A 23,139-nucleotide genomic window follows, 5' to 3' on the forward strand; every position below is an offset into this window, starting at 1 on the left:
TTCTTGAGCAGCAGGGCCGTCAGCTACTGCTGGTGGATGGCAAACACAGCGCCGAAGAGGAGCGTGCGGCGATTCAGTTTCTGCTCGATCTGCGCTGCGATGGCGTGATCATCTATCCGCGTTTTCTCACCATCGATGAGATGGACAGCATCATTGCCCAGCACCGCCATCCGATTCTGGTGATCAACCGGCGGCTGCGTCAGCACGACAGTTACTGCATCTACTCCGATCAGCAGCGCACCAGCGCCGAGGCGGTGGCGCAGCTGATTGCACTCGGCCATCGCGATATCGCTTTTATCACCGGATCGCTTGACTCGCCGACCGGGCGCGAGCGGCTGGCGGGTTATCACGCGGCACTGGCGCAGCATCAGCTGGTGGCGGATGACGCACTGGTGGTGGAGGGCAAATGGCAGGCGCAGCACGGGGCAGCGGCGGTGGAAACGCTGCTGGCGCGCGGTAAATCGTTCAGCGCGCTGGTCGCCAGTAACGATGAGATGGCGGTGGGCGCGCTGAAAGCGCTGGCGGCGCATAACATCCGCGTGCCGCAGCAGGTGGCAGTGCTGGGTTTCGACGATATTCCGCTGGCGCCCTATACCATTCCGGCGCTGGCCAGCGTGCGCATGCCGGTGACCGGCATGATCGAGGAAACCATTGAACGGCTGGTGTCGATGCTCGACGGCGGCGAAATGCGTAACCGCAAAACCTTTGCCGGCGAGCTGATTATGCGCGAATCCGTCGGTCCCGGCCCGTTTTACCCTGGCTGAAATCAGGCGTTCAGCAGCGCCTGCTTAAACGAATAGATGTGCACGCGCGCAGCGTCTTCTGCCCGTGTTACGTCACCCTGCGCCAGCGCCGCAATGATTGCGTCATGCTCGGCAATCACCTCCTGCATGTGCTGCGCGCTCGACAGCGTGGTTGCCCAGAAGCGCTGCGCCTGGGCGTGAATGATGCTGAGGATATCTGACAGACGACCGTTGCCGGCGATGTCAGCCAGCACCTGATGAAACTCGCGGTCCAGCAGCATCATCTGCTCACGATCGCGCGCCACGCTGGCGGCGGCGATGCGCTGATTCAGCGCCTGTAGCTGGGCAATCTGCGCCGGATTCACGCGCTGCGACGCCAGCCGCAGGCACAGCGCTTCATTTACCAGCCGCACTTCAATCAGCTCCAGCGCATCGTCAATCGACAGCGGTGCCACCATCACCCCTTTACGCGGGATAATCTGCAGTAACCCTTCGGTCGCCAGCCGATGTACTGCCTGGTTAACCGGCGTGCGGCCCATTGCCAGATCCTCCATCACCTGCGCGGTATTGAGATATTCACCTGGCTTATAGCGCAGCGTAATCAGGCGATGCCTGAACGCCAGATAGGCCTGTTCATTCAATGAAACGCTTTTTTGTCCGGCCTGTGACTTCACATTTTCAGCAATTGAATCACTCATCACGCAGATCCTTATTGGGGTACTGAGACATCTTACACAAAAACCTGGCATGAAAATGGCTATCTTGAAATTGCAGTGAAATTTCACACGCATTTTTCATCAGGAGATCATCGCATGCATTTACGCTTTACAACCGACGCAACAGGCGCCTCCGTACTGGATGTCGACATCAACCAGCTGGTGATTGCCGGTTGGGTAGGACGCGACCAGGCGGCGGTGCTGCACCATATCAGGGAGCTGGAGGCGCTGGGCGTGCCCGCACCTGGTGCAGTCCCGCTGTTTTATCGCGTAGCCACCCAGCAGCTGGCGCAGCACAGCCCGTTGGAAGTGGTGGGCGAGCAAACCTCCGGCGAAGCCGAGCCGTTTGTGTTTTTCCATCGCGGCGAATACTGGGTGTCGCTGATTTCCGATCACACCGACCGTCACCTGGAAACCTTCAGCGTGGCACTGTCGAAGCAGGCCTGCGTTAAGCCGGTCGCCGGTCATGCGTGGCGTATGGCAGAGGTTGAGCCGCACTGGGATCGGCTGGAGCTGCGCGCGTGGATCAAAGTCAACGGCGACTGGGTGACTTATCAGCAGGGCACGCTGGCGTCTCTGCTCACGCCGATGGATCTGCTGGCGCGCTACTTCGGCGATCGCCCGGTCAGCGAAGGCTTTGCGATGTCATGCGGCACGTTGAGCGCGATTGGCGGCATCCGTCCGGCCAGCGAGTTCCGCATGGCGCTGCACGATCCGCTGCTGAATCGCACGCTGGAACACCACTATGTCACCGGCACGCTGCCGGTGATTGCCTGAGGAGACGCGTATGATCACCTTATGGCAGGCGAGCCAGCAACTGCGCGCCGGAGATCTCACCGCAAGCGCCGCGACGCAACAGGCACTACGCGCCGCTGAGCAGCCATCGGGCGAAGGCGCACGCGTGTTTACGCGGACCTGCGCCGACCGCGCCGTTCAGCAGGCGCAGCAGGCTGATACGCGCTGGCAACAGCAACAGCCGCGCAGCCCGATTGATGGACTGCCAATCAGCATCAAAGACCTGTTTGATGTGGCGGACGAACCCACCTGCGCCGGCTCGCGCGTGCTGGCGGATGCACCGCCCGCTGCGCGCGACGCGCATATCGTGCAGCAACTGAAACAGGCCGGTGCCGCTATCATCGGCAAAACCAACATGACCGAGTTCGCTTTTTCCGGGCTCGGTATCAATCCGCACTACGGCACGCCAGCTAACCCATGGCAGCGCGGCGAAAAACGCATTCCCGGCGGTTCTTCATCCGGCGCGGCGGTGGCGGTGGCCGACGGCATGTGCCTCGCGGCGGTCGGCACGGACACCGGCGGCTCGGTGCGGATACCGGCGGCGCTGTGCGGGCTGACCGGCTTCAAACCCAGTGCCAGCCGCATCAATCAGGCTGGCACGCTACCGCTATCGGCGGCACTCGACAGTATTGGCGTAATTGCCCATGACGTGCGCAGCTGCTGGCTGCTCGACAGCGTCATCGCCGATCAGCCTTTGCCGCTGGCAGAGCGTGTTATCACGCGGGCGCACTTTGCGATTCCACAGACCCGGGTGCTGGACGGGCTGGATCTCGCGGTCAGCCAGGCGTGGCACCACGCGCTGGCACAGCTGCGCGCGCAAGGTGCCACGCTCACCGAGCTGCCGCTGCCTGAACTGGCAGAACTGGAAACCATGAACGCCCGTGGCGGCATCACCGCCTGGGAAGCCTGGCAGTGGCATCAGTCGCTGCTGCAGTCGCACGCGACGGGTTATGACCCGCAGGTACGGATGCGCATTGAGCGCGGCGCGTTGCTGAACGAGGCCGACGCACAACTGTTGTATCAGCAGCGCGCCGACTGGCGGCAGCGGGTGGAGCAGGCGGTGGCACCGTACGATGGTCTGCTGCTGCCCACCGTGCCGCTGATTGCGCCGACCATCGCCGAACTCGACGACCCGGAGCGCTATCGTCAGGTCAACCTGCTGATGCTGCGCAACACCAGCGTGATCAACATGCTGGACGGCTGCGCCATCTCCCTGCCTTGTCATCAGCCCGGCAGTGCGCCGGTGGGTCTGATGCTGGCCGCCACCCATGGCCACGATGCCGCGCTGCTCAGCTGGGCGCTGGCGCTTGAATCCATCCTGCAACGGAGTCTCTGAAAATGACACATCCTCACGGCATGCTGTTTGTCGCCACCAACGTCGCCGCTGAAAACGAAGCTGATTTCAATCAATGGTATGACCATGAACATGTCGCCGAGCGCGTCGCCATTGACGGCTTTCTCAGCGGCACGCGCTATCAGGCGCTGGATGCTGAACGCAAGTACCTCGGACTGTATGAAACCCGCTCGCTGGAAACCTTTACCAGTGCCGATTACTACGCCGCCTTTACGCGCCAGACGCCGTGGTCGGTTAAAAACCTGGAGCGGATGATCGAACCGATGCGCCGCGTGTGCGCCATCACTCAGCAGCACGGTCAGGGCAGCGGCAGCCACCTTGCGGTGCTGACGCTACAGGCTGGCATTGAAAATGCAACGCTCAACGCCTGGCAGCAGCAGGTTGCCACGGTGCCGGGCTATATCGCCTCGCGCTTACTCACGCCGGACACCACGCTGAGCACGCCGCTGCCGCAGGAAGATCGGGTGCAGCGCGCCATGCAGCCGATGCTGCTGCTCAGCTGTTCGTGCGCCGATGCCTGCCAGACACTGGCGGCCGCCGCGGCACAGGCGCTCAATGCCCGCGCTGAATTTTATGCGCTCAGCTGGCAGCTCACTAAACAGGAGATGGCTCATGGCGAATACTGATTCAACTCTGCCGCACGCCGCGCGTGCCGCAGCAGGGAAAACCCACACCGGACGTCTTGCCGCGGCCAGCTCCATCGGCACCGCGCTGGAGTGGTACGACTTTACCGTTTACAACATCATGGCGGCGCTGGTGTTTAACCATGTGTTTTTCCCCAGCTTCGACCCGCTGGTCGGGACCATTCTGGCGTTTTCAACTTACGCCGTGGGTTATGTGTCGCGTCCGGTGGGCGGTTTTATCTTTGGCCATCTCGGGGATGTCGCCGGACGCAAGGCGGTCTTGATCACCACGCTGGTGATCATGGGCGTGACCACGGCGCTGATGGGCATGCTGCCCGGTTATGCGCTATGGGGCATCTGGAGCCCGATTCTGCTGGTGACGCTGCGCTTTGTGCAGGGCATCGCGCTGGGCGGCGAATGGGCCGGCGCGGTGTTGCTCTCCATGGAGCACGGCGAAGCCAGTAAGCGCGGGCGTAACGCCTCGTTCGCCCAGGTCGGGCCTTCCTGCGGCACGCTGATTGGCACCGGTTTTATTACTTTAGTGACGGTGTCACTTAGCGGCGAGCAGTTTCAGGAGTGGGGCTGGCGTATCCCGTTCCTGCTCAGTCTGTTGCTGGTGATGTTTGGCCTGTGGCTGCGGCGTGGCGTGGAAGAAACCCCGACTTTCGTGGCGATGCAGCAGGCGGAGAAAACCAGCCACACGCCGCTGAAAGAGGTGTTCCTGCGCTATCCACGTGAACTGCTGATCGCCGGCGGCTCGCGCATCGGCTCTGATGTGCTGTACGCGCTGGTGGTGGTGTTCACCCTGACATACGTCACCACCGTGTTACAGCTGCCGCGTCCGCTGGCGCTGATGGCGACGATGGTCGGCGCGATTGGCAACGCGTTGACGGTGCCGCTGTTTGGCGCGCTGTCCGACCGCCTGGGCCGCCGTCCGGTGTACATTGCCGGCGCGCTGCTGGCTATTGTCTGGTCGTTTGTGTTTTTTGTCCTGCTCGACAGCACTCAGCCGTGGCTGATTGTGCTGGCGGTGGTGATTGGCCTGCTGATTCACGCCATGATGTACGGTCCGCAGGCGGCGTTTGTCACCGAGCAGTTCCCGAGTCACGTGCGCTATGCCGGTTCGTCACTGGCCTATACGCTGGCCGGCATCATCGGCGGCGGTTTTGCCCCGCTGATCATTACCTCGCTGTATAAAGAGCTGGGCAGCACGCTGTGGGTGTCGCTATATGTGACGCTGGCGCTGGCGATCACCCTGTTTGCCTTATGGAAAGCCAAAGAAACCGCGCACCAGTCGCTGTAATCACCTCTGGCGAAGGATCGCCACCTTTTATCAAATATTCATGTGCAGCGCCGGTTCACTCTGCGGCGGCTCGGTCGAGATTTGCGGCAGCGGCAGCGGTCGTCCGATGTAGTAACCCTGAATGGCATCGCACGCCAGCTCCTGCAGCTGCGACATTTGCACCGGCGTTTCCACGCCTTCCGCAGTTACCGACAGGGAATAGGCTTTGCCGAGTCCAATCATGTTTTCCACCACCTGGCGCGCCTGGGGCGAATCGGCCAGCGGAAAAATAAAGGATTTATCGATTTTGATGCCGTCGAACGGGAAGGCGCGCAGGTAGCACAGCGACGCATAGCCGGTGCCAAAATCATCAATCAGAAATCTCACCCCCAGCGCTTTCACCGCCTGCATCACCGCCAGGGTTTTGTCCGGATCGCTCAGCAGCGCGTTTTCCGTAACTTCAATTTCCAGCCGCTGGCTCGGCAGACCGCTGAGCTGCAGCACCCGGGTGATGCGTTCGGCTAAGGCGCTATCCTGCAATTCGCTGGCGGAAATATTCACTGAAACCGCCATTTCCGGCCGGTAGCGGGCGATGTCCTCGCAGGCATTGAGCAGCACCCAGTCGCTCAGCGCGCTGATCAGGCCGGTCTCTTCGGCCAGCGGAATAAACTGATCGGGCATCAGTAAGCCCAGCCGCGGATGCTGCCAGCGTACCAGCGCCTCGACCGCGCTGATGCGCTGCGCGATCAGGTCATAGCGCGTCTGATACACCAGCCGCAGCTGGTTCTCCTGCAGCGCTGCGCGCAGCTCATGCTCCATTTCGCGCCGCTGCACAATTTTCTCTTCCATGTCACGGTCGAAAAATATCCACTGGTTGCGGCCGCTGTTTTTCGCTTTATACAGCGCGATGTCGGCAAAGCGCAGCAGATCGCTGGCGTTGTCGGCATCCTGTGGTGCCAGCGCGATGCCGAGACTGCCGCCGATGTGGATGTCGTTGTCGTACACCGGAAACGGCAGATTGAGCTGGGCGATGAGCTGCTGACACAGCGCGTCGACCTGCTCGCGGCTGCCCGCCTCCGGCAGAATCACCACAAACTCATCGCCGCCGAGCCGCGCCACCAGGCCATTGCCGTTGAGCGTGCGCCGGATACGATCTGATACCGCATGCAGCACCTGATCGCCCGCTGCATGACCGTAGAGATCATTGACCGGTTTGAATTTATCCAGGTCGATCATGATCATCGCCAGCAGCGGCTGCGCCGGCAGTGGCAGGCTCAGCTGCCCCGTGAGGAATTCGCGCATCTGCACGCGGTTGGCCAGTCCGGTCAGTTCATCGAAGTGCGACAGATAGTGCGCGCGTGCCTGCGCTTCAACTTCCAGCGTTACGTCGCTGGCGCTGCCGCGAAAGCCGCTGACGCCGTGCGCCAGGCTGACGCGCTTGAGGGTCAGATTGCAGTAGCGCGGCTGATGCTGGGCGGAGAGATAGCGGCAGCCGTTCAGCGTGAGCTGACCGCCCGAGTCTGCCAGCTGCAAAAGCCGGGCGCGCTGGTGCTCATCGCACAGCAGGAAATCCAGTAGCGTGCGCTGCAGCCACTCCTCGCTGGTAAACCCGGTCACTACCGGGAAACGGCCGGAAACCCAGCTGAAGCGCAGCTGTTCGTCCATCTCCCAAATCCAGTCGGTGGTAATTTCGGCGATATCACGGAAGCGGCGTTCGCTGGCGCTGAGCGCCCGCTGGCTTTGCGCCAGCAGCAGCGTATTTTCATCATTGAGCTGCGCTTTACGCAGCGCGTTGCGCATCAGCATGATGGCACCATACAGGGTGATCAGCATGGCAATCACCAGCAGCGGCAGCAGGGCGGTCAGCAATTTACCGCCGGGGTTGCTGCTGGTCCAGCGCAGCGTGGCGTCATGGCCGTCGGCGGCGAGGCGCAGGCTTTCCGCCACTGGCGCGCGGGGTGCAGCGAATTCCACCCGCAGCGCGTTGATGCCGTACTCGTGCCCCAGCTGCTGTAATTTTTGCGGCGTCAGGCGATCGGCAAAGATCATCAGCGATGGCGCACCGGGCACCTGCGGCACGCTGTTATCGCCACCGGTGGTGATCCATGCCGCGCACAGCAGCACTAACTGCTGATTTACCACCACAAAGCGCGACAGCGCCTTACCGTCATTGTGCTGCAACTGCTGACGCAGCGCGGGCAATTGCTGGCGACCGAGCCAGCCGGTGAAATCGCGATGCTGCAGCTGACCGTCGATCACGCTGTAAACCGTGTCGCCGCGCGGCGCGATGACAAACACGCCCTCATAAGCAAAGGTCTGGAACAGCGACTCACCCAGATTCTGCCGCGTCCACGCCCAGTCAGTATTCAGCGTGCGGTGCAGATTTTGATAGGCTTCGCCCCATTCTGCATTATCGGAGAGGTGAAACTGCATCACTTCCTGACGCGTCTGCAACGCCTTCTCCAGCAGCAGGCGGTTTTGCCGCGCCTCCTGCTGGTTGAGATCGCTGGCGATAAAGCACAGCGTCACCAGCGCCACCATAAAGGAGAGAAAAATCAGCAGCACCATCAGCAGCATCGGCTGGCGCATCAGTCCGCGCATCCGACCATCGGTCGGGAAATCCATCAGTGAACGTTTCGCCATCATAGACTTATCACAAACCAGTAAAATGATATTTCATAAGTACGTTATGAGTATCGGCATGACTGCGCCGAACCTGGGCGAAAAAGTAAAAAAAGCGTGAGCGGAGCGGCAAAAACAGATCGCATATTCGTTCAGGTGCCCGACGATGCCGTGGTGTAATCAGATCTGCATAAAGTGTGTTAATAAAAGGCCCTGCCGCTGCGTTTGCGCCAGTGCAATACGGCGAATGCCGGTAAACTTTCCCCGTTGCGTTAATAGCTTAGTGTTTATTTCATGCTGATGACGATAAATATATTACAGCCATAATTTATCAGAGCGTGATTTAACGTTCAGGACCTGAAGAATTTCCTGATTAAATGATGATGCGTTATCCAGGACTATTCTTGTTGAGTGTAAATCTTTGTCAGTGCTAATTTGCTGAAACTCATCTGCTCCTCTTTCCAGAGACCACTTATGCAACCACGTATCACGCATCTTGATGGCATGCGCGGATTAGCGATCCTGCTGGTGATTGCTTATCACGCCTATGCCCGCTGGCCCGAACTGTTGCCGTATGCCGCCACTACCCAGCATATTCCGCTGCTGGCATTTGGCTGGGTCGGCGTGCAGTTGTTTTTTATGATCTCCGGCTTTGTCATATTTATGACGCTGGATAAATCATCCGGCTACCTCAGCTTTCTCAAAAAACGCTGGCTGCGCCTGTTTCCGGCGATGCTGATAGCCAGTCTGCTGCTGTACGTTGCCGGCGGCTTTTTTCCGGAGTGGTCGCTGATGACAGCGGAAAGCCGCAACCTGCTGCCCGGTCTGATATTTATTAATCCTGAGACGCTGACGCAGCTCACCGGCATTGAATTCCGCTCCATGGCCGGATCGTTCTGGTCTCTCTATGTTGAAGCGCTGTTTTATCTGATTATTGGCGCGGTTTATTTCACCCTCGGACGTAAATATTGTCTGCCGGCGCTGATTGTGCCGATGTTATTACTTTCCGCCTCATCGGTATTGAAATCACTCGGCCATCCATTATTAATCGATGTCATTTCAAAATTCGGTTTTATTCACTACGCCTGGTTTATGGTCGGCTGTCTGGTTTATGAACGTCTGCACGGGCGCGATAAACGTTATCACTACGCACTGACCGCGCTGGCCTTGCTGATTAATTTCAGCTACTACGTTAAAAACAGCGGCGTGGTCGCCGTGATACCGCTGCTACTGGTAATGCTGTTTTTTATCGCCAGCTTTTATTCCAGACAGATTGAGCGCTGGCTTTCCCTGCGCTTTTTCACCGCCATCGGATTTGTCAGTTACGCCCTGTATCTGATTCATGAAAATTTAATGATCGCGATATTGATTAAGCTTAATGGCTATATCAAAAATGAGGCGGTGATGACGATGCTGCCGGTGGTGGTGGCCAGCGTACTGTATTACGTTGCCTGGCTGATCAGTAAATATGCCGAACCGGCGCTGCGTAATGCGCTGAAGTGGAAGCGGCAGCCCGCGCCGCAGGCGGGCAGTGGGCTGTAAACGCGCGGGAGCCAGCGCTCCCGCGTACGCTGTCACACATCCAGCCGGTGAATGACGTTCACAAACTCGTGTACGCCACTGTTGATTTCCCGCAGGCTGCGCGACAGCACGCTGATCTTCTCCTGTTCGGTCACCACAAATTGCCTGACCTCATCCAGCTGCTGATACATCTGCTGGATCAGGTCGGCATTTTGCTCCACGACCACGGAAATCTGTTTGGTGGCGCTGGCGGTCGAGGCCGCCAGGCGGCGTACTTCACCTGCCACCACGCTGAAGCCACGTCCGGCCTCGCCGGCACGCGCGGATTCAATCGCGGCATTCAGTGCCAGAATGTTGGTCTGTGAGGCAATCAGGTTGATGGTTTCCACCACGTCGCTGATGCTCCTGGCCGAGGCGGTGAGCTGCGCGCCAATTTCGGCGGCGGCATTCACCTGCTGCGCCACCAGCCCGGAGTTACGCACCGTTTCATCCAGCACTTCATTGGCGTTATCGGTAATTTGTGAGGTCTGCTCAGAGGTGGTCAGTGCGATATCCGCCACGCGTTTCGCCGCCTCGACGCGCGCGGTGATATCCGAGGCGATCTTAATCACTTTGTAGACCTTACCGTCGCCGTCAAACACCGGGTTGTAGCTCGCCTCCAGCCAGATGCGCTCGCCGCTGGCGGTCTTACGCTCAAAGCGACCGACAAAATGCTGACCGTTGCCGATTTTGCGCCAGAAGTCCGGATTCTCGCGGTAAAAATTATCGAAGCAGAACAGACGATGATGCTGGCCGGCGATGGCAGGCAGGGTATAGCCCATGTGGGTGAGGAAGTTGGCGTTGGCGGTAATGATGTGACCGTCCGGCGTGAATTCAATCACCGCCATCGAACGGTCCAGCGCCGTTATCACCGCCTCTTTATGTTCCAGCTCCTGATGGCGGGCGGTGATGTCGCTCGCAACCTTGATCACTTTGTACACTTTGCCGCGCTCATCGCTCACCGGAAAATAGGTCGCGCTGAGCCAGAAGCGCTGATGCTGCTTGTTGAAACGCTCAAAAATGCCGTTCACCGATTCGCCGGCGGCCAGCGTTTGCCAGAAGGCGTAATAGTCGGAAGACTGGCTGTAAGCAGGGCTGCAGAAAATCCGGTGATGCTGTCCCTGAATTTCATGCAGCTGATAGCCGGTGACCTGTAAAAATTGTGCATTGGCGCTGAGGATTTCACCGGCCGGTGAAAACTCAATCCACGCAACATGCTGCTTTATCGCTTCAATATCCTTAGCAATGTCGCCACTTTTGGCAAATGGCAGAGAAAGGCTCGATTTTTTCACCCCGAACATGAGAGACCTCAGGCGCTTGGTATGCTGTTGAACGAAATGCAGGCGCAGATGCGCGCGTGCTAACGCATTCGGCGCGTCCAGTGGACGGCACCGCATGATTTCCCCGGTTGTCCATTACAGCCGTGCCACAGGCACAGGCTGCTGTCTCGCTGCGCACCGATGTGCGCAGGTGGGGTGTGTAATGGTGTTACCTGCCTGATGTTGTTACAGCGCAAGCTGAAAGCTGATTTTGCTATGCAACTTTTATTATCGACCGTGGCGTTAAAAATGTGAGAAAAAAGTGATCAACACCGCGCGTGCGGGTAAGAAAAGTGCCTAGCGGACTTGTTACAAGATGCATGTTAAATGTATGTTAATGCCCGAGACGTGACGCAATCAACGCCCGATGACGGGTTGGAGAAAAACCACCATGACGACCGCGCTGTGCCAGCTGTTAAAACTGCAGTATCCGCTGATTCAGGCACCGATGGCCGGTGTCGCCACGCCGCAGCTGGCCGCAGCGGTATCCAATGCCGGGGCGCTGGGATCGATTAGCGTTGGCGCGGTGACACCGCAGCAGGCGGCAGAAATGATTGCCCACACCCAGGCGCTGACGCGTGGCCCGATCAACGTCAACGTATTTTGCCACGCGCCGGCAAGGCGGGATGCCGCGCGCGAGGCGGCGTGGATCAGCCGGTTCAGCCCGCAGTTTGCGCAGTACCAGACGGCGCTGCCGCCGGCACTAACGGAGATCTATCAGAGCTTTTTGCACAATGAGGCGATGCTGACGGTGCTGGAGCAGGCGCGGCCGGCGGCGGTCAGTTTCCATTTCGGCATTCCCGATGCCACGGCCATCACCCGGCTAAAGCAACGTGACATTGTCACGCTGGCGACCGCCACCAGTCCGCAGGAAGCACGGGCAATTGCAGGCAGTGGTATCGATATCATTGTGGCGCAGGGCTATGAAGCCGGTGGCCATCGCGGCCATTTTGATCCGGGCGCGCCAGACCAGCAGCTTTCGACCGTTGCGCTGGTGCAGGCGATTCGTCAGCACACCGCGCTGCCGGTGGTGGCAGCGGGCGGCGTGATGGACGGTGCCGGCATCGCGACGATGATGAAACTGGGTGCCAGCGGTGTACAGCTCGGTACGGCGTTTGTGCTGTGTCCCGAATCGGCGGCCAGTGCGGCCTATCGTCGCGCGCTGCTGGCAGCTGGCGCGCGTGGCACGGTAATGACGGCGGCGATCTCCGGGCGTCAGGCGCGCTGCGTGCGCAACGCATTTTGTGAATTATGCCATGACGTAACGCCGGAGGAGATTCCTGACTATCCGCTGACCTATGCGCTGGGAAAAGCCCTGGCAGCAGCGGCTGCTGCACACGGCGAGGACGGCTTCGGTGCGCAGTGGGCGGGTCAGGGGGTGGCGCGGGTGCGCGCGCTGCCGGCGGCACAGCTGGTGGAGACGCTGGTTGCAGAGTGGCAGCAGGCATAGAGCAGGCTGCTGCCACATAGTGTGTAACGTTACAGGCCGAGCGCGCGCGTTACCGCTTCCGGCATTGACGGACGCCCATTGGCGAGACAGGTGGCAACAAACGTGGCCTCGGCATACACCACGCCGTCGACCTTGATTTGCTGCACGAAGTTCACGCGATTGCGCTTCTCATTCTGCTCCAGCGCGCAGGTGACTTCCACCTTATCGCCTTTCACCAGGCTCTTGCGGAAGCGCAGCGTGTACTCCAGCACCATGTAAATCTTGCCCTGACTGAACTCTTCTTCAATGTCGATACCCAGCGCCTCGCGCATGTAAGCGTGGCGCGTCCACTCCATGTAAAACGGGTAGTACAGCCCGTCGACCACGCCCTGAAAATCGATATGGCTTTCATCTACGTCATAGTGCTTTACGAACATTTTTGCATCCTGATAAGCGCGTTACGCGGTGAGGCAATGGGTATACCGCAGAATGACGCCGCGGGTAAACGGCAAGATGTTGCAAAGTAATTCCACTGTCGCCTGACGGAATGAATGCTGGTATTTTCCCGTGCTGCAGCAGAAACTGACAGCTGCATCACATATCCATAATCAACTGGCTACCTTTTTGTGACAAATCACGCAGCCCGGACACATTTTTCTGCGCAGGGTCGCGCGGCCAAACATAATGGTTTTACTATGTACACATATGTTGTACAGAGTAAAACAACAACTCTGGCCGATTTGCGTTAAGCCATGACTCTGTGAGGAACTCTATGTCTGACAAGATAACCCGCGCGGCCGCTGTGCCCGATATTGAGCAGCAGACCGTAAAACGCGTCATCTGGCGCATTCTGCCGTTCCTGATCGTCTGCTATCTGATCGCCATTATCGATCGCGGCAACATCGGCATGGCTTCCCTGCAAATGAATGAAGATCTCGGGCTGAGCAAAGCGGTGTTTGGCCTGGCAAGCAGCCTGTTTTTTGTTGGCTATTTTCTGTTTGAGGTGCCAAGCAACCTCGCGATGCAGAAGATTGGCGCCAAAATCTGGATTTCGCGCATCATGGTGACCTGGGGCATTGTCTCGGTGTGCACCGCGTTCGTCAGCAGTGCGGAAATGCTGTACGTGCTGCGCTTTCTATTGGGCGCCGCCGAAGCCGGCTTCTTTCCGGGCGTGATCCTTTATCTGACTTACTGGATTCCGGCGAAATATCGCGCGCGCGTGATTGCGACTTTCATGGTAGCGATCCCGGCAGCCAACTTTATTGGCTCGCCGATCTCGGGCGCAATCCTGACGATGGACGGCTGGTTCGGCCTGCGCGGCTGGCACTGGCTGTTTATCATCGAAGGATTCCCGGCGATTGTGCTGGGCGTGCTGGCTTTCTTCCTGCTCAGCAACCGTCCGGAAAATGCCCACTGGCTGACCAGTGAACAGCGCAACTGGCTGAGCGGCAAACTGGCTGAAGAGAATGCCCAGCGCAAAGCGATTGGTCATATCACCCTGTGGCAGCTGCTGCGCCACAAGCATATCTGGGTGATGGCGCTGATTTACGCCGGCGCGTCGGCAGCGGGTTCGACGCTGAGCGTCTGGTCACCGCAGCTGCTGAAATCATTTGGCCTGGATAACTTCACCACCGGTTTGATGAATGCGATCCCGTACGGTCTGGCATCGATTCTGATGATTGTCTGGGGCCGCAGCTCTGACCGCAGCGGTGAGCGTCGCTGGCACACCGCGCTGACGCTGTTCCTGATTGCCGGTGGACTGCTGGCGGCGTTCCTGACCGATACGCTGGCGGGCAGCGTGGTGATTCTGTCACTGGTGCTGATTGGTGCCTACTCGATGAAAGGGCCGTTCTGGGCGCTGGCCTCGGGCTGGATGTCCTCAACCACCGCAGCGGCCGGTCTGGCTGCTATCGGCGCGATGGCCAACCTGATTGGTGGCGGGCTGATGGTGAACGTTTACGGCATCATTAATGAGAAAACCGGCAGCCATGCGATGGCGATGATTCCTCTGGCGCTGCTGTGCGCGGCGGGCGGGATTGCGGTATTGCTGATGGGACGCAGCAAAAAGCTGCACGTTGAAGCGGAACAGCCGGTGGCCAGCACCGGGAAATAATCTCATGAGCCTGTGCCAGGGAGGGCACGCATCTGGCTCATCACGTCTGCCGTTATCCTGCTTTCATTCTTTAAAACATCCGTTTCCCGATGCGCCACAGGCACACCGGGAAACGCGGCGTTATTATCTCTGCTCAGCGCTGCGCTGGCGCCACGGATCTTTCACCATAGCGACCGCCAGTGCGCCAATCATCAGGACTGCCGCCACCGCCAGCAGCGCCCACATAAAGCCGCCGGTAGACTGACGCACATAGCCGATCAGCGACGGGCCGAAGAAGCCGCCAAGATTACCAATCGAGACAATCATGGCTAAGCCGCCTGCCGCGGCATTGCCGGTTAAAAAGCCGGAAGGCAGCGCCCAGAACGAGGCCTGAAACGCCAGAATACCGCTGACGGTGCAGCACAGCGCCAGCATTTTGATCACCGGCGCATCGCTCAGCGCGCTGCACATCAGGGCTAAGGCGGCGATCACCAGCGCGCCGCTGATCCAGCGAATACGGTGCGCTGATGCATTAGCGCGGCGCGCCCACAGCAGCATGCTCACGGCACCGCAGACATAGGGCAGCGCGGCAAGAAAGCCGGTTGCCGTATGGCTCACGCCGAGCTGTTTGATGATCTGCGGCATCCACAGTCCCACACCGATCGAACCCACAATGCCGCAAAAGTTAATAAACGCCAGCAGATACAGCAGCGGATTGCGCAGCGCGTCGCGCATCTGGGAACCGTGCGTTGCCGCGATTTGCTGCTGCTCATCGGCCAGCCGCCTGCTCAGCAACTGCTGTTCACGCGGCGCCATCCAGCGCGCTTTCTCCGGCCGGTCGCTCAGCACAAACAGGCACATGACGCCGAGGATCACCGCCGGCAAGCCTTCAATCAACAGCAGCCACTGCCAGTTACGGATATGCTCATGGCCGGTGATCTGCATCAGCGCGCCGGAAATCGGTGAGCCGATGATATTGGCCACCGGAATGCCGACCAGGAACGCGGCGGTGATTTTGGCGCGCCAGCTGCCGGGGAACCAGTAGGTAAAGAACAGATAGATGCCAGGGGTAAAGCCGGCCTCTGCTACGCCGAGACAGAAGCGCGCAATGGCAAAGCTGACGGGGCCGCTGATGAACGCGGTCGCCATCGAAATCAACCCCCACGAAATCATGATGCGCGCGATCCAGATGCGCGCGCCCACTTTTTGCATGATCAGGTTGCTGGGAATTTCAAACAGGAAATAGCCGATAAAAAACATGCCCGCGCCGAAGCCAAACTGTTCGGCGGTGATGCCGAGATCGGCGTTCATGCCCAGCGCGGCAAAGCTGACGTTGGTGCGGTCAAGGTAGCTGACCACGTAACAGATAAAGATAAACGGCAGAATGCGACGAAAGGCTTTGGCGGCCGCCTGCTCACTGTCCTGGAAATCCTGTTCGCTGAGCGTTTCATGGCGGGGTGGCACCGCAGCCGGCTGAGCCGGCGCAGGGCTGGATGTTGAGTGCAGGGTCATAGTAATCTCCGGTGCGTTCGGATGACGCAGAGTTGTAGTCAGAGAAACGAGGTATCAATGGCCGGCAACGCGCGGCCTGGCGTGTTCTGAGTGCAGGTCAGGATGCTGCCGCTGACCGATTCGGTGATAAACAGCTGATTAAGGTCGGCCCCGCCGAAGCACAGGTTGGTGGTGGAGCGACCCAGCGGACTGAGCAGAATCTCTTCCGGTTCAGCCAGATCGTTAAGAAGCCAGACGCGCCCCAGGCCGGGATTGGCGATCAGCAGTTCGCCGCGCTGATTGATGGTCAGCCCGTCCGGCCCGCTGGGTCCGTGCGAGGTAAAGAACAGTCCAACTTTGCTCACCGAACCATCCGCCAGCAGCGGCACGCGCCACACGCAGTTGCCGCGCGTCATCGCCACGTAGAGGATTTTCTCATCCGGCGACAGAACCAGGCCGTTCGGGCTCGGGCAGTTATCCAGCAGCAGATCCAGCCGGCCATCCGGGCTGAGCCGATAGACGCGTCCGCTGGCATCGTGCAGCCCGGTCTGGCCCTGATCGGTAAAATAGAGATTGCCGCGACTGTCAGGCGTTAAATCGTTGACGCCGCGAAAGCTTTCGCTGTTACGCCGCGTCAGCCACGGCGTGATAGTGGCGCTGCTGATTGACAGCTTCATCAGGCCGTTACGGTAATCGGTGATGATCAGCGTGTCCGGATCGGTCAGCTTCATGCCGTTGGGCTCACCGTCATACTGCACCACCAGCTCCCAGTTGCCGCTCATATCGACGCGAAAGATGCGGCCATAGGGAATGTCGGTGACATACAGACAGCCGGAGGGATGCCACACCGGGCCTTCAAGAAAGGAGTCGGTAAGCTGGCCGCCGCGATTGGCGGCAGCCCAGACATTGCCGGCGTCCGGCCGGCGAAACGCTTCAGGCAGGCGCGAAAACAGCGTTAACTCGCGCACCTCCGGTACGGTGAGTACGGTCATGATACCGCCTCCTGCTCCTGCAGAACCTGTAACGCGTTGCGCGCGGCACCGGTGCCCATGCGCACGTAAGCATTGTCGCTCACGCCGCCAATGTGCGGCGTAATAATCACGTTGTTAAGCGACTGCCACAAATGCGGTGCATTCAGCGGCTCGCTGGTGAAGCTGTCCAGTCCGGCGGCACGCAGCGTGCCGTTTTGCAGCGCGGTCGCCACCGCCTGATCGTCAATCAGTCCGCCGCGCGCGGTGTTGACCAGAATCGCGCCAGGCTTAAAACGGGCGAGGGCGGCCGCGTTGATCATCTGGTGATTGCGGTCCGTCAGCGGACAGTGCAGCGACACCACATCGGCACGGCTGTACAGTTCATCCAGTGATTCAACCGCTTCACAGCCAGCCGGCAAGGTTTGCGCATAAGGATCGTAGGCCAGCACCTGCATACCGAAGGCCTGGCCGATGCGCGCTACGCGGCTGCCGATGGCACCCAGACCGACCAGGCCGAGCGTGCGTCCTTCCAGCTCCAGCGATTTGTGCTGCGCTTTGTCCCAGTGCCCGTCGCGCATCCGGCGGTCCAGCTGCGGCACCGATTTAGCACAGGCGAGAATCAGCGCCCACGCATGCTCCGACACGGCGGCGGCATTGGCGCCCACTGCCGCGCGGACCGCAATCTGGCGTTCCGCCGCTGCCTGCTGATCGATAACGTCAATACCGCTGCCGTGCTTGGAGATCACGCGCAACGCCGGCGCGGCGTCCATGATGCGCCCGTTGATTTTGCCGTAGCGCACAATGATCGCCTGAGGGTTATGGCGCTCGCACAGCGCGATCAAATCGGCTTCCTGCGGCTGGCGTCCGGCATAAATCAGCTGATAGTCCTGCAGCAGCTCGACGGCTTCAGCAGCCAGGTCGCTGCCGGTGATGAGGATAGTTTTTACGTTGCTCATTACAGCGATTCTCCTTCTGCTAACATACCGGCCGCGCGCAGGGCATCTTCCAGCCAGCCCGGACGTAAATCGCCCTGCTTAATACCCGCGATGCGGCGCGTTTCGGCGTCCAGCTTCTTCGCCGCCAGGGCAATGATGCGTTCCACATCCTGTTTAGCGATCACCACCACGCCATCGGCATCGCCGACCACCAGGTCGCCCGGCTCAATCGACGCACCGGCCACCGACACCGGATGGTTAACGCGTCCGGGAATACTTTTGGTGGGGCCGCTTGGGTTGAGGCCGGCAGCAAACACCGGATAGCTGCCCTGCGCGAGGGCGTCAGCATCACGCACCGCGCCATCAATGATGATGCCGGCGATGCCGGACGCTTCGGCCTGGGTTGCCATGATTTCACCCAGCAGCGCGCAACTGATGTCGCCTTTGCCGTCTACCACCAGCACATCACCCGGCTGGGCGATAGCCAGCGCCGCGTGAATCGCCAGGTTATCGCCCGGACGGACTTCCACCGTGATGGCCGGCCCGGCGACTTTCATCTGCGGCGACAGCGGCTTAACGCGGCCATGCAGGGTGCCGCGACGACCGGCGACATCGGCCAGAATCGCCGCCTGGAATGCGGCGGCCTGGCTGACGGACAGGGCGCTGACGCGCTCGATGTTGCGGTTGATCAGGTTATTTGCAGACACAGACATAATTCACCTCGTGGTTTGTTTTACCTGGTACAACAATGTTGTACAATATAAAACAACTATATCGACGATCTGACGCCGCATGCCAGTGTTACGAAGGTGTTTGTGATGTAAACACGATGTGACTCACAGTTTTCAGGTACACTCAGGACGGCACAAATCAGGAGGAAAAAATGGGAAATGAAGGCGTTAATGCGGTGGAGAAGGCGTTGTCCCTGCTGGATTGTTTTAAGCCGGGCGAAGAGAGCCTGTCGCTGACGGCGCTGTCGCAGCTTTCCGGCTATCACAAAACCACTGTCTATCGTCTAATGAACTCGCTGGAAAGGATGGGCTATGTGGTGCGCAGTGACAGCGGTGTCTACACGCTCGGCCCGCGTCTGTTATACCTCGGCAAGCTTTATGAGCAATCATTCCATCTGGCCAGCGTGGTGCAGCCGGAATTGCAGGCGCTGGCAACGGCGACCAACGAGAGCGCCAGCTGGTACGTACTGGATAACGGCCAGCGTCTGTGCCTGTTTCGTGCTGAATCGTCTGATGGCCTGCGTCATACGCGCCTGCCGGGGACGATTTTTCCGCTCGATAACTCAGCCATCAGTAAGGTGCTGCGTTTCTGGGGCATGAATGAAAATCTCTTCGATGCGCTGCCGTCGCTGCCGATATTCAGTTCGGGCGCGCGCGATCCACACATCGCGGCCTTTGCCGTACCGGTATTCGCCGAAAATGATCGGCTGACCGCTGCGCTGGCGCTGACCGGCCCGGTTTCGCGTCTGACGCTGAATCGCAAAGATGAAGAGTTAGGCGTGTTGATGCGCGAAGCCGCTGCACGCCTGTCAGCCAAACTGGGCGCGCGCAAAGCATTTTGTGATGCGGTTTATGCGGCTAAATAAGGCTGCGCATTAATCGCTCACCGGCGGGCCAGCAGGCCTGCCGCACTCCTTCGGATTTTTCAAAGCAACACCTCAGTTAATGCTGTTTTCCCTGCTGCGCTAAGCCCGGTATACCTTGCGGAAACCAATTAAACGCTGGCAGGCATCATGAGCACCCATACCCGCATCCGCAAATTCAACACCAAAGATACCTATCCTAATCAGTCGCTGGACAACGACCTGTGTCAGGCCGTGCGCGCCGGCAACACCGTTTACGTGCGTGGCCAGATTGGCACCGACTTCGAAGGCAACCTGGTGGGGCTGGGCGATCCGGCAGCGCAGGCCGAGCAGGCGATGAAAAACGTGAAGCAACTGCTCGAAGAAGCGGGCAGCGACCTGTCGCACATCGTGAAAACCACCACCTACATCATCGACCCGCGCTATCGCGAGCCGGTGTATCAGGTGGTCGGCAAGTGGCTGAAAGGCGTGTTTCCCATCTCCACCGGTCTGGTGATCTCGGGACTGGGCCAGCCGCAGTGGCTGATGGAGATCGACGTGATTGCGGTGATCCCCGACGACTGGCAGCCGCAATAAGGAGCGCCGCATCATGACGTTATCGATTGTTGGACGCTGCGCGCAAACCGGCCAGCTGGGCATCGCGGTCAGCTCGTCGAGTATTGCGGTCGGCGCACGCTGTCCGTGGCTGCGCGCCGGTGTCGGCGCGGTCTCCACGCAGAACATCACGCTGCCGGCGCTGGGCCCGCGCATTCTTGATCGGCTGAGTCAGGGCGAGACGGCGCAGCAGGCGCTGCAGAGCGGCCTTGCCAGCGATGACTTTTTTGATTATCGCCAGCTTACGGTGCTGGCGGCCGACGGCAGCAGTGCCTGCTTCAGCGGAACGCACACGCTGGGGGTGAATCACGCGCTGTGCGGCAGCGACTGCGTAGCGGCCGGTAATTTGCTGGCGAATCCCGAGGTGATTGCGGCGATGGTCAGCGCGTTTGCGCAGCAGCCGGGCGAACTGGCCGCACGGTTAATCGCGGCCATGCAGGCCGGGATGGCCGCCGGAGGCGAAGCCGGGCCGGTTCATTCGGCGGCGCTGGCAGTGGTGGGCGAACCGTCGTGGCCGCTGGTTGATCTGCGCGTTGACTGGACGGAGGGCGATCCCATCGCGGAACTTCATCAGCTGTGGCTGGCCTATCAGCCGCAGATGCAGGATTACCTGACGCGCGCGCTCAATCCCACGCTGGCACCCCGTTACGGCGTGCCGGGTGATGAATAAGCGTGAGGAGACGCGATGCTGACCAGCCGTAACCTGCTCGAACATCTGGTGGCTTTCGACACCACCAGCCGCGAATCCAACCTGGCGCTGATCGATTTCTGCTGGCGCTACCTCAGCGGGCTGGGCGTGACCTGTGAACTGATGCACAACGCAGAACGCAGCAAGGCCAATCTCTATGCGCGGCTCGGGCCAGCCGGCAGCGGCGGGGTGATGCTATCGGGCCACAGCGATGTGGTGCCGGTTGATGGCCAGACGTGGACGGTGCCGCCGTTTGCGCTCACCGAACGTGACGGCAAGCTGTACGGACGCGGCACGGCAGACATGAAAGGCTTCCTCGCCTGCATGCTGGCTGCGGTGCCGCATTTTCTCGCCCAGCCGCTGCGTCAGCCGCTGCATCTGGCTATCTCCTATGACGAAGAGGTGGGTTGCCTCGGCGTGCGCTCGCTGGTGGATTCGCTGGCGCAGCGCAGCGATCGACCGGCGATCTGCCTGATTGGCGAGCCGACAGAACTGCGTCCGGTGCTGGGCCACAAAGGCAAGCTGGCAATGCGCTGCGAAGTGCAGGGCGCGGCCTGCCACTCGGCGTACGCGCCGCAGGGCGTCAATGCGATTGAATACGCCGCGAAGCTGATCCAGCGCTTAACCGTCATCGGTGAACGTCTGGCGGCGCCGGAACGACAGGATGCGCGCTTTGATCCGCCCTTTACCACCGTGCAAACCGGGGTGATCCACGGCGGACGCGCGCTGAATATCGTGCCTGACGCCTGCAGTTTTGATTTCGAAGTGCGCACGCTGCCGCAGGAGGATGCGCAGCAGGTGGCAAACGAGCTGGTGACGTATGCACAGCAGACGCTGGAGCCGCAGATGCGCGCGGTGCAGCCCGCCAGCGCCATCCGCTTCTCGCCGCTCAGCGCCTATCCAGGACTGGATACCGCCGCGCACAGTGCCGCGGCACAGCTGATTGCCCGGTTGAGCGGCAGCGACAGCTTCGGCACCGTGGCGTTTGGCACTGAAGGCGGACTGTTTGCCGCCGCCGGCATCCCTTGCGTGGTGTGCGGTCCCGGCAGTATGGAGCAGGGCCATAAGCCCGACGAATTTATCACCCTCGCACAGCTGGACGCTTGTGACAGCCTGTTACGCCGGCTGGCGACCTGGATGTGCGAATGAACCCGCGACGAGCCACCCCGTCCGAATCCGGAGATTGTATGGTCAGTGCAGAAGTAACCCCGTTTCCGCAGCCGCTGTCATCGGCACCGCATAAGGCCAACGTGGCGGTGCAGCTGGATGGCGTCCTGAAGCGCTTTGGTGATGCCATCGCGCTGCATAAAATTTCTCTCACCATCCACGAAGGTGAGTTCATTACGCTGCTCGGCCCGTCCGGCTGCGGCAAAACCACGCTGCTGAACCTGATGGCCGGCTTTGCCGAAGCCGACGGCGGTGAGATTTTTATCGATGGCGACCTGGTAACGGAAATCCCGCCTTATCAGCGCGAGATCGGCATCGTGTTTCAGAACTACGCGCTGTTTCCGCACATGACGGTGGAGAAAAACGTCGGCTACGGCCTGCGTATGCGCGGCGTGCCGAAAGCGGAAATCGCCGAGCGGGTCGGGCAGGCGCTGGCGCTGGTGAAGCTGGCGGGTTACGGCCAGCGCAAGCCGCGTGAACTGTCCGGCGGGCAGCAGCAGCGCGTGGCGCTGGCACGCGCGCTGGTGATTCGCCCGAAAGTGTTGCTGCTGGATGAGCCGTTCTCCGCGCTGGACAAAAATTTGCGTTTATCCATGCAGGTCGAGCTGAAAGCGATTCAGCGCAAACTCGGCGTGACCACGGTCTTTGTTACCCACGATCAGGGCGAAGCGCTGAGCATGAGCGACCGCGTGGTAGTGATGTCGGCCGGGCACGTGCGCCAGATCGGTCCGCCGGATGAGATCTATCGCCGCCCGCAGGATCCGTTTGTCGCCAGCTTCGTTGGTGACGTGAATATTTTGCCGGGCCGCTACGCCGGCCGCGACACCAGCGCGCTGCTGGAGCTGGGCGGCAACACGCTGCGCCTGCCGGCCAAACGGGTGCAGGCCAGCGTCGGCGACCGGCTCGATGTGTATGTGCGTCCGGAAAATGTGCAGCTGGCGCCGCTCGGTCCGCAGGCGCTGCTCAGCGCCACGGTGCTGACGCACGTGTTTCAGGGCGATCACGTTGACGTGCACCTCGACATTCCGGCGCTCGGCAGTGCCTCACTGTTTGCCCGTCAGTCCGGACTGGAGGCGCTGACGCGCTGGCCGGTCGGCAGCGTGGTAGGGCTGACTTTTGATGACGAGGGCGTTTGTGCCTTCGCCAGCGACGCACAGGGTTAAC

Annotated in this window: 21 protein-coding genes; 13 read left to right on the top strand and 8 right to left on the bottom strand. The window is 60.1% G+C overall.

Going from position 1 to position 23,139, the window contains the following annotated elements; all coding sequences use genetic code 11:
- On the top strand, positions 1-764 hold a 764-nt coding region (locus tag FT726_RS18510), incomplete at its 5' end, for a substrate-binding domain-containing protein (RefSeq protein ID WP_346303199.1).
- A gap of 2 nt (positions 765-766) precedes the next feature.
- Here FT726_RS18510 and FT726_RS18515 read toward each other — a convergent pair.
- Entirely contained in the window at positions 767-1,441 is a 675-nt protein-coding gene (locus FT726_RS18515) for a GntR family transcriptional regulator (protein WP_283342276.1), read from the bottom strand.
- A gap of 114 nt (positions 1,442-1,555) precedes the next feature.
- On the opposite strand from FT726_RS18515, the gene FT726_RS18520 reads away from it, so the two are divergent.
- Genes FT726_RS18520 through FT726_RS18535 form a run of 4 tightly spaced genes read left to right on the top strand, consistent with a single transcriptional unit; the run spans position 1,556 to position 5,534 of the window.
- Positions 1,556-2,236, top strand: a complete 681-nt coding sequence (locus tag FT726_RS18520) for a DUF2848 domain-containing protein (protein ID WP_346303200.1) — start codon at positions 1,556-1,558, stop codon at positions 2,234-2,236.
- 10 nt (positions 2,237-2,246) lie between these two features.
- The gene (locus tag FT726_RS18525) at positions 2,247-3,590 is read left to right on the top strand and encodes an amidase (protein WP_346303201.1); all 1,344 of its coding nucleotides are present in this window, start codon (positions 2,247-2,249) and stop codon (positions 3,588-3,590) included.
- Positions 3,591-3,592: 2 nt separating this feature from the next.
- Positions 3,593-4,234, top strand: a complete 642-nt coding sequence (locus FT726_RS18530) for a DUF4286 family protein (protein ID WP_282995680.1) — start codon at positions 3,593-3,595, stop codon at positions 4,232-4,234.
- Positions 4,221-5,534: an MFS transporter gene (locus FT726_RS18535; protein WP_238562286.1), complete on the top strand. Its 1,314-nt coding sequence runs from the start codon at positions 4,221-4,223 to the stop codon at positions 5,532-5,534. Before FT726_RS18530 ends, FT726_RS18535 begins: the two co-directional genes overlap by 14 nt.
- Positions 5,535-5,564: 30 nt before the next feature.
- Here FT726_RS18535 and FT726_RS18540 read toward each other — a convergent pair whose 3' ends face one another.
- Complete coding sequence (locus FT726_RS18540; protein ID WP_288422414.1) at positions 5,565-8,159, bottom strand: EAL domain-containing protein; 2,595 nt, start codon at positions 8,157-8,159, stop codon at positions 5,565-5,567.
- A gap of 450 nt (positions 8,160-8,609) precedes the next feature.
- On the opposite strand from FT726_RS18540, the gene FT726_RS18545 reads away from it, so the two are divergent.
- Complete coding sequence (locus tag FT726_RS18545) at positions 8,610-9,677, top strand: acyltransferase (RefSeq protein ID WP_282995682.1); 1,068 nt, start codon at positions 8,610-8,612, stop codon at positions 9,675-9,677.
- 32 nt (positions 9,678-9,709) lie between these two features.
- Here the strand turns inward: FT726_RS18545 and FT726_RS18550 are convergent, their stop codons facing one another.
- Complete coding sequence (locus FT726_RS18550; protein WP_021509510.1) at positions 9,710-10,996, bottom strand: PAS domain-containing methyl-accepting chemotaxis protein; 1,287 nt, start codon at positions 10,994-10,996, stop codon at positions 9,710-9,712.
- Positions 10,997-11,405: 409 nt separating this feature from the next.
- On the opposite strand from FT726_RS18550, the gene FT726_RS18555 reads away from it, so the two are divergent.
- A complete protein-coding gene (locus FT726_RS18555; protein ID WP_282995690.1) occupies positions 11,406-12,464 on the top strand; it encodes a nitronate monooxygenase in 1,059 nt (352 codons plus the stop codon).
- A gap of 29 nt (positions 12,465-12,493) precedes the next feature.
- Here the strand turns inward: FT726_RS18555 and FT726_RS18560 are convergent, their stop codons facing one another.
- Positions 12,494-12,880 (bottom strand): thioesterase family protein, encoded by a 387-nt coding sequence (locus FT726_RS18560; RefSeq protein ID WP_021509508.1) that lies wholly within the window; start codon positions 12,878-12,880, stop codon positions 12,494-12,496.
- A 335-nt stretch (positions 12,881-13,215) separates the two neighbouring features.
- On the opposite strand from FT726_RS18560, the gene FT726_RS18565 reads away from it, so the two are divergent.
- A complete protein-coding gene (locus FT726_RS18565; RefSeq protein ID WP_021509507.1) occupies positions 13,216-14,556 on the top strand; it encodes an MFS transporter in 1,341 nt (446 codons plus the stop codon).
- 123 nt (positions 14,557-14,679) lie between these two features.
- Here the strand turns inward: FT726_RS18565 and FT726_RS18570 are convergent, their stop codons facing one another.
- Genes FT726_RS18570 through FT726_RS18585 form a run of 4 tightly spaced genes read right to left on the bottom strand, consistent with a single transcriptional unit; the run spans position 14,680 to position 18,645 of the window.
- Complete coding sequence (locus FT726_RS18570) at positions 14,680-16,047, bottom strand: MFS transporter (protein WP_288422418.1); 1,368 nt, start codon at positions 16,045-16,047, stop codon at positions 14,680-14,682.
- Positions 16,048-16,085: 38 nt separating this feature from the next.
- Positions 16,086-17,018, bottom strand: coding sequence for an SMP-30/gluconolactonase/LRE family protein (locus FT726_RS18575; RefSeq protein WP_346303202.1), 933 nt, complete (start codon positions 17,016-17,018; stop codon positions 16,086-16,088).
- Entirely contained in the window at positions 17,015-17,953 is a 939-nt protein-coding gene (locus FT726_RS18580) for a hydroxyacid dehydrogenase (RefSeq protein ID WP_288422420.1), read from the bottom strand. Before FT726_RS18580 ends, FT726_RS18575 begins: the two co-directional genes overlap by 4 nt.
- Positions 17,953-18,645: a methyltransferase gene (locus FT726_RS18585; RefSeq protein WP_058781426.1), complete on the bottom strand. Its 693-nt coding sequence runs from the start codon at positions 18,643-18,645 to the stop codon at positions 17,953-17,955. Before FT726_RS18585 ends, FT726_RS18580 begins: the two co-directional genes overlap by 1 nt.
- Positions 18,646-18,815: 170 nt before the next feature.
- Here FT726_RS18585 and FT726_RS18590 point away from each other — a divergent pair, with 170 nt between their 5' ends.
- The 5 genes from FT726_RS18590 (at position 18,816) to FT726_RS18610 (ending at position 23,138) form a co-directional block, all read left to right on the top strand.
- A complete protein-coding gene (locus FT726_RS18590; RefSeq protein WP_021509502.1) occupies positions 18,816-19,529 on the top strand; it encodes an IclR family transcriptional regulator in 714 nt (237 codons plus the stop codon).
- Between the two features lie 147 nt (positions 19,530-19,676).
- Positions 19,677-20,102: a RidA family protein gene (locus FT726_RS18595; protein WP_021509501.1), complete on the top strand. Its 426-nt coding sequence runs from the start codon at positions 19,677-19,679 to the stop codon at positions 20,100-20,102.
- Between the two features lie 13 nt (positions 20,103-20,115).
- Positions 20,116-20,790, top strand: a complete 675-nt coding sequence (locus FT726_RS18600; RefSeq protein WP_282995683.1) for a DUF1028 domain-containing protein — start codon at positions 20,116-20,118, stop codon at positions 20,788-20,790.
- A gap of 15 nt (positions 20,791-20,805) precedes the next feature.
- On the top strand, positions 20,806-21,957 hold the full coding sequence (gene argE, locus FT726_RS18605) for an acetylornithine deacetylase (protein ID WP_346303203.1): 1,152 nt from the start codon (positions 20,806-20,808) through the stop codon (positions 21,955-21,957).
- Between the two features lie 38 nt (positions 21,958-21,995).
- A complete protein-coding gene (locus FT726_RS18610) occupies positions 21,996-23,138 on the top strand; it encodes an ABC transporter ATP-binding protein (protein ID WP_058758803.1) in 1,143 nt (380 codons plus the stop codon).
- Position 23,139: the final 1 nt, after the last annotated feature.

Source organism: Pantoea sp. Morm (assembly GCF_016643525.1).
In the GTDB taxonomy this organism is placed as follows: domain Bacteria; phylum Pseudomonadota; class Gammaproteobacteria; order Enterobacterales; family Enterobacteriaceae; genus Pantoea; species Pantoea dispersa.

Bases quoted from the DNA above. Each gene is read 5' to 3' on its own strand.
- FT726_RS18515 (WP_283342276.1), bottom strand. From the start codon at position 1,441: ATGAGTGATTCAATTGCTGAAAATGTGAAGTCACAGGCCGGACAAAAA.
- FT726_RS18520 (WP_346303200.1), top strand. From the start codon at position 1,556: ATGCATTTACGCTTTACAACCGACGCAACAGGCGCCTCCGTACTGGAT.
- FT726_RS18525 (WP_346303201.1), top strand. From the start codon at position 2,247: ATGATCACCTTATGGCAGGCGAGCCAGCAACTGCGCGCCGGAGATCTC.
- FT726_RS18530 (WP_282995680.1), top strand. From the start codon at position 3,593: ATGACACATCCTCACGGCATGCTGTTTGTCGCCACCAACGTCGCCGCT.
- FT726_RS18535 (WP_238562286.1), top strand. From the start codon at position 4,221: ATGGCGAATACTGATTCAACTCTGCCGCACGCCGCGCGTGCCGCAGCA.
- FT726_RS18540 (WP_288422414.1), bottom strand. From the start codon at position 8,159: ATGATGGCGAAACGTTCACTGATGGATTTCCCGACCGATGGTCGGATG.
- FT726_RS18545 (WP_282995682.1), top strand. From the start codon at position 8,610: ATGCAACCACGTATCACGCATCTTGATGGCATGCGCGGATTAGCGATC.
- FT726_RS18550 (WP_021509510.1), bottom strand. From the start codon at position 10,996: ATGTTCGGGGTGAAAAAATCGAGCCTTTCTCTGCCATTTGCCAAAAGT.
- FT726_RS18555 (WP_282995690.1), top strand. From the start codon at position 11,406: ATGACGACCGCGCTGTGCCAGCTGTTAAAACTGCAGTATCCGCTGATT.
- FT726_RS18560 (WP_021509508.1), bottom strand. From the start codon at position 12,880: ATGTTCGTAAAGCACTATGACGTAGATGAAAGCCATATCGATTTTCAG.
- FT726_RS18565 (WP_021509507.1), top strand. From the start codon at position 13,216: ATGTCTGACAAGATAACCCGCGCGGCCGCTGTGCCCGATATTGAGCAG.
- FT726_RS18570 (WP_288422418.1), bottom strand. From the start codon at position 16,047: ATGACCCTGCACTCAACATCCAGCCCTGCGCCGGCTCAGCCGGCTGCG.
- FT726_RS18575 (WP_346303202.1), bottom strand. From the start codon at position 17,018: ATGACCGTACTCACCGTACCGGAGGTGCGCGAGTTAACGCTGTTTTCG.
- FT726_RS18580 (WP_288422420.1), bottom strand. From the start codon at position 17,953: ATGAGCAACGTAAAAACTATCCTCATCACCGGCAGCGACCTGGCTGCT.
- FT726_RS18585 (WP_058781426.1), bottom strand. From the start codon at position 18,645: ATGTCTGTGTCTGCAAATAACCTGATCAACCGCAACATCGAGCGCGTC.
- FT726_RS18590 (WP_021509502.1), top strand. From the start codon at position 18,816: ATGGGAAATGAAGGCGTTAATGCGGTGGAGAAGGCGTTGTCCCTGCTG.
- FT726_RS18595 (WP_021509501.1), top strand. From the start codon at position 19,677: ATGAGCACCCATACCCGCATCCGCAAATTCAACACCAAAGATACCTAT.
- FT726_RS18600 (WP_282995683.1), top strand. From the start codon at position 20,116: ATGACGTTATCGATTGTTGGACGCTGCGCGCAAACCGGCCAGCTGGGC.
- argE (WP_346303203.1), top strand. From the start codon at position 20,806: ATGCTGACCAGCCGTAACCTGCTCGAACATCTGGTGGCTTTCGACACC.
- FT726_RS18610 (WP_058758803.1), top strand. From the start codon at position 21,996: ATGGTCAGTGCAGAAGTAACCCCGTTTCCGCAGCCGCTGTCATCGGCA.